Raw genomic sequence first — 5,637 nt, 5'->3', positions numbered from 1 at the left:
CGGCCGCCCCGGACCCGCCTCCACCACCATCGCGGCGCCCACGGCGGACACGGGTCCGGTCGGCGCGGGCACCGGAGCGGCCGTCGCGGCCGGTTCACTCACCGTCGGGGGTCTCGTCCTCGTCGTCGTCGCTCTGGTTCGACCCCGCGGCCTCCGCCACCGCGAGACACCCACAACGTGGACACCGACAGAGAACTGACGGGCACCGCCCGGCGGGCCGGCACCCGGACGTTCCGACCGTGGTCCGGCATCCCCGCGGGGTCATCGCACCGGAGCCGTGGCCTCGTCCGCGACGGTGTGGAGATCGTGGCCGTCCCGGACGACGAGGGCGGAGTCACGGTCCAGCCTGGGTCCTGCGGGGAGCCGGTCGATGATCGCACCGTCGACCGGCACCGGGGTCCCACCGACACCGAGGACCGCTGCGGTCTCCGGGTCGGGGATGTCGAAGCGCACGCCCGTATCGGCGACGATCGTCGTCACCGCACCGCGGGTTGACGTGCCTCGTCCGACCGCGGTCACCAGAAGGCCTCCACCGGGTACGCCCAGCACGTCGATCGCCGGCCCGCCCCCGTCCGCGCCGGCCACCGGACGCGCCTGTGCGGCCGACGGAGCCGGAGCGCCTGCGACAACGGTCACCCGCCGGCCCACTGACCCCTCCCTGCCCGCATCGCGAACGCACAGCACCGGGGAGTCACCGGTCGAGAGGACCGAGGGACGATCCGCTGGGAAGGCATCCACGTTCAGCGCCACCGAGCGCGGGACGCCCATCCGGTCGGGATCCACGGACACGACCGCACCCACCGTCGTCGTCGAACGGATGACGTCGGCCACCACCGGACCGACCTCCTGGACACCATCTGCCAGGGCGACGTAGGTCTCCCTGCCCGAGGCGGTGTCCACCGTGAACACCTGCCCGATCCGCAATGAGTCGAGACCGTAGTCCACCGGCCTGCCGGCCAGATCGATCTCCGGTCGCACCACCGGATCGACCTCCGGCAGCGGGTCGATCAACGCCGCGGTGACCGGCCGCGGCTCGACGCCGCCCAGTCCGAGGATCGCCAGCAGGTCGCCGTCCGACAAGTCGATTCTCGAGCGGGTCCCGTCCCGCAGCAGCCAGCCCCTGCCGTCCTGGTCGGCCAGGACGATCTCGTCGCCGGTGGTGTCACGCCCGGGTCCCGCCGCCCCGTCACGGGCGACGACACTCGTCGAGACGATCCGGGGGCGACCGCGATCGACGTCGGCGATCTCGTCGCACACGGTCCACGAGACCGCCGCGGCCCCGTCCTCGTCGCGCGGTGCCGGCAGCGCGGACGGCGCTCCGGGGATCCCGATCAGTCCTCCGCGACGCGTCTGGGCGATGTCCGAGTCCCGCACAGTGGTGGGGTCGGCGGGCTGACCCGTCACCAGACGGGCGGACGCGAGGTTGAACACCGGGTGGACGGTGTCGCCGGCGCGGACATACATCTGGCCGGAGTCCCGGCCCACCATCACCACGGCGCGATCGACATCGGGCGTCGGATCGAGGAGGGCCAGGACCGCCGCACCGACGCAACCGAGGACGGCGGCGACCGCACCCAGCATGAGTCCCGTCGACTGTCGCCTGAGTGGATCGTGGAGCATCCGGACGTCGCGGACGGCCACCGCGTGTCGGGCCCGCCGGGACAGGAAACGGTGCCCGTCGACCTGCGCCCTGGTCGTCGGCTTCAGCGGCACGAACGGGCTCCTTCCCACGGATGTGACGCCCCGCGACGGCGGGTTCCGGGGGTAGGGTACGCCACTGTCCCGGCCGGATGGCCGGGCTTCCCGGGCGGCCTCGCGCGCCCCCGACCAGGCCAGGAGGACGTGTGACGGCTGCCCCTCGCACCCTTCTCATCCTCCTGACCGTCCTCCTGACCTCGGGGGTGCTCGCGGTGATCTGCCCGCCGCCCTGGCAGCCCTGGGTCCAGTTCGCCGCCGCCTCACTGGTCGCCTGCGCCGCCACCATCCGTCACCGGCGCCGATATCTGCTCGGAGGCGGACCGCGCCCACGCCGGTCAGACGTCGACGTCGTCGATCTGGTCTCGCCCGAGTTCTCCTTGGTCGGGTGCGTCGGCGGTCACCAGGTGGTGACCACCGGTGTCGAGGTCTCAGCCGGCGCTCTGGAGACCACCGAGGTCGGGAGCGACGACCCGGCGGATTTCCTCGGCGTCCGGCTTCCGCTGGGCGCGGTCGCGCGGCAACTCGACCAGGGTGGGGTGCTGCTCGAGGGGATCGATGTGGTGGTTCACGGGCGACGTGCGGCGACGGGCCCCGACGGCGAGGTGTACTGCTCGCTCGTGGGTCCGTTGGCTCTGGTCTCCCACCGGCGCGTCCACCTGCTCCTCCGATTCGACCTGTCCGAACTCGCGCTGAGCGCGCCGGCGGAGGCGGGGCGGGGTGCGCCGCAGTGGGTCATCGCGGTGGCCACCGAACGACTCCGCCGATCTCTGGTTCATCACGGGGTTCCGTGTCGTGTACTCGATGCCACAGAGCTGGCGGAGCGATACCTCGAGGCCGAGGCCGATCCCACCGACGGAGTGGGGTTGGTGGTCCGCCCCGGTGAGGACCCGCGCGAGGTCGTGGACGCCCTCACCTCTGTACCCGCGTCAGACATCACCGAGGTGCTCCGACTCCGCCGGGTGCCGGGCCGCCGCGACGTCGTCGACTCGATCTCGACCGTGGGTCTCGCGGGGCTCACCGTGGACTCGCTCCCCCAGTCCGCGGGATCGTGTCATCTGTTGCCGTCCCCGCGCGTGCTGCCCGTCCCGGGTGAGTCCCTACCCGAGACGCTCGCCGGCTCCACGGTCCGGCGGCGCCTCGATCAACTCGACGACCTCGCCCCGCCCGCCCACGGTTGCGGTCAGATCCTCGGGGCGACCCGGACCGGGAACGCGGCCGCGGTCCAGCTGGCGGGGCCTCACCAGCGCTCGGTACTCCTCGCGGCCGGTCCGGCCGTCTGTCGACAGGTGGCCTTCCGCGCGGTCGCCGCCGGGTATCGGGTGGCGGTGGTCACCGACGTCCCGGACCGCTGGAGACCGCTGCTGGCGATCGGCGACGAGACCAGATACCGGATTGTCGACCCCGATGCCTCGGACGCCGGCGCCCCCGTGGACGCGGTGTTCTGGGACGTCGACGGCCCATTGAGCGAGGGGCGGATCGACGCGCTCGCCGGTCCCGGCGGCCCCGACGTGACACCGCCGACCGTGATCCGGGTGGATGCCGACTGGGACGCCCCCGGCCCCGGGCGTGCGACGACCGGGAATCCGCCCGAGCTGGTACTCGATGGCAGGATTCCGGGCTGGATCTCCATCGAACCGCGTTCCGGACCCGCCCGGCAGGTGTCGGTCGTGACCGGCCCCGGAGAGGACGCGTTCGTGGGCCCGATCCCGGGTCCAGGTCCGAGTTCGGGGGACCTCACACCCGCAGGTGCTGAACCTTCCGCCAGCCCGGATCGTCGGTGACCGTCAGGGTCACCTCGCCCTGTTCCCAGCCGGAGGCGGCCACGCGCAGCTGCTCGTGCGCGGGGGTCGCGGAGTCCACGTAGAAGTGCAGGAGCCGGCGGCCGTTGCAGCTCTCGGCGCCCACGCACTCGCCGGTGCCCTCCAGGCGGTCGACCAGGTGGTCCTCGAAGTCCCGCAGCCCGGGCAGGGAGGCCGATCCCGGCAGACCGCCGTCCTCGACATCCGTATAGGGCACGTGGACGGCGACGTGCCGGTCGAACTCCGGGGCCGAGAGCGCCACCAGGGGCACGCGCACCACGGCCACCATCGGGCCCCGGGAGGTGTCGCCGTGCAGGATCTGCCAGGCGGGTTCCCCGTCCTCGTCCGTGTTGTCCCGCTCGATCTCCCGCAGGATCCCGGGCAGCGCGTCCAGCGAGACCGCGTCGTCCCCCGGGGCCGTGGCGTTGGAGCGGATCATGCCCACCCACATCTCCACCGCGGCCTCCCCGCACATGGCGTCGAGCAGCAGGTAGGCGGCGATCCCGGCGTCGGATCCCTTGAGTCCGGCGAACCCGGGGTGGTGCACGGTCACGTCGGCCCGGGAGAGGCCGCAGTCCACCACCACCTCCGCCTCGTCGAAGCCCAGGCGTCGGTCGCGGAAGTGCATGGCGCACCCGGAGACCGGGTCGCGCAGGTCCGCGTACGACCAGTCGGCGTCGGCGGGCGGGGCCTGAGCGAGCCACCGGCGCGCCGCCCTGCGGAGCTCGGGTACCCCGGCCGCGGTGACGGTCAGGCGGTGCGGCGCGCCGTGAGACCCGGGGACGAACTCCCACGACAACCCGGGGTCGATCGCCTCGATGAGCGAGGTGATCTCCGGGACCACGCGGCGGGCGTCACCCGACTCGAGCGCGGCGGTCGTCCGGCGGCACCCGCCCTCGGTCCACCACCGCCAGAAGGTGGTCACGGCCCGGTCCGAGCGGAGCCTGGCGGTCTCGATGCGGACGCCGGACAGGTCCATCGATCTGGAGAGTTGTCGGGGTCGTGCCGCGCCGATCGCCATCTGTTCTCCCTCCGCCCGTCACGGTCCGTCTGGCTGGTCTCACTCCAGTATCCGGATAAGCCGCCACTCGTGCGCGGAACGACTCACCCCGGCCGGGCCCCCGGGCCGGTCCTGTCCCCCGTCAACGGGTGCGCATCGGCGTCCGCACTGGAAGAGTCTCGGGTATGACCAACCCCCACGGATCCCCCGACGCCCCGACCGGCCCGCGCGTCCTCGTCATCGGCGCCACCGGGTACGTCGGCTCCCGTCTCGTCCCCCGACTGCTCGCCGACGGCGCCGAGGTCTCGGTCCTGGCGCGCACGCCCGCGCGTCTCGACGATGTGCCGTGGGGGGACCAGGTCACCATCCACGAGGGCGGGCTGGGAGACGAGGCCGCACTGTCGGCCGCCCTCGCCGGCGTCGACGTGGCGTGCCACCTCGTCCACTCCATGGGCCACTCGACCGACTTCGAGAAGGAGGAGCGCGAGACCACCGAGGCGTTCGTCCGCGCAGTCGAGGCCGCCGGGGTGGGCCGCATCGTGCACCTGTCCGGGCTGCACCCGGAGGACGAGACCGACCTGTCGACCCACCTGCGCTCGCGCGTTGAGGTGGGACGGATCATGCTGGCCTCGTCCGTGCCCGCGCTGGTGATCCAGGCCGGGGTGGTGATCGGCTCCGGGTCCGCCTCGTTCGAGATGATCCGGCACCTGACCACCCGGCTCCCGGGGATGGTCACCCCGAAATGGGTCTCCAACCGCATCCAGGCGATCGCCGTGCGGGACGTGGTCCACTACCTCGCGGCCGCCACCACGGTTCCGCTCGACGGGGACCTGGCCGACGGGCGCGTGATCGACGTGGGCGCGCCGGACGTGTTGACCTACGGGCAGATGATGCAGATCTACGCCGAGGAGGCCGGGCTGCACCGCCGGCTCATGGTCCCCGTCCCCGTGCTCACGCCCAAGCTGTCCTCGCTGTGGATGGGCCTGGTCACCCCGCTCGAGCCCGCCCTGGCCCGGCCGCTGGTGGAGTCGCTGCGCTGCGAGGCGATCGTCCTGGTCGACGACGCCGACGAGGTGCTGGGCCCCCCGCCCGGCGGCCGCACGAGCTACCGCCAGGCCCTCCGCGAGGCCCTGCGCGTGC

The 5,637-nt window shown here is 73.1% G+C and carries 4 protein-coding genes; 2 read left to right on the top strand and 2 right to left on the bottom strand.

Annotated features, from left to right (window positions below; all coding sequences use genetic code 11):
- Positions 1–261: 261 nt before the first annotated feature.
- Positions 262–1,713, bottom strand: coding sequence for a type VII secretion protein EccB (gene eccB / locus G6022_RS10660; RefSeq protein WP_179525899.1), 1,452 nt, complete (start codon positions 1,711–1,713; stop codon positions 262–264).
- Positions 1,714–1,844: 131 nt separating this feature from the next.
- On the opposite strand from eccB, the gene G6022_RS10655 reads away from it, so the two are divergent.
- Positions 1,845–3,479, top strand: coding sequence for a type VII secretion protein EccE (locus tag G6022_RS10655; RefSeq protein ID WP_182639582.1), 1,635 nt, complete (start codon positions 1,845–1,847; stop codon positions 3,477–3,479).
- On the opposite strand, the gene G6022_RS10650 is transcribed toward G6022_RS10655, so the two are convergent.
- Complete coding sequence (locus tag G6022_RS10650) at positions 3,433–4,518, bottom strand: DUF695 domain-containing protein (protein WP_179525901.1); 1,086 nt, start codon at positions 4,516–4,518, stop codon at positions 3,433–3,435. The genes G6022_RS10655 and G6022_RS10650 overlap by 47 nt on opposite strands.
- Positions 4,519–4,682: 164 nt before the next feature.
- Between G6022_RS10650 and G6022_RS10645 the strand changes: the two genes are divergently transcribed.
- A partial coding sequence (locus G6022_RS10645; RefSeq protein WP_182691544.1) for an NAD(P)H-binding protein occupies positions 4,683–5,637 on the top strand: 955 nt, incomplete at its 3' end.

Source organism: Dietzia sp. Cai40 (assembly GCF_014145165.1).
GTDB lineage: Bacteria > Actinomycetota > Actinomycetes > Mycobacteriales > Mycobacteriaceae > Dietzia > Dietzia natronolimnaea.
The sequence above is the reverse complement of the archived record's forward strand: the minus strand, read 5'-3'. Positions and strand labels throughout refer to the sequence as shown.

Excerpts from the sequence above, each read along its gene's own strand:
- G6022_RS10650 (WP_179525901.1), bottom strand. The coding sequence starts at position 4,518 with ATGGCGATCGGCGCGGCACGACCCCGACAACTCTCCAGATCGATGGAC.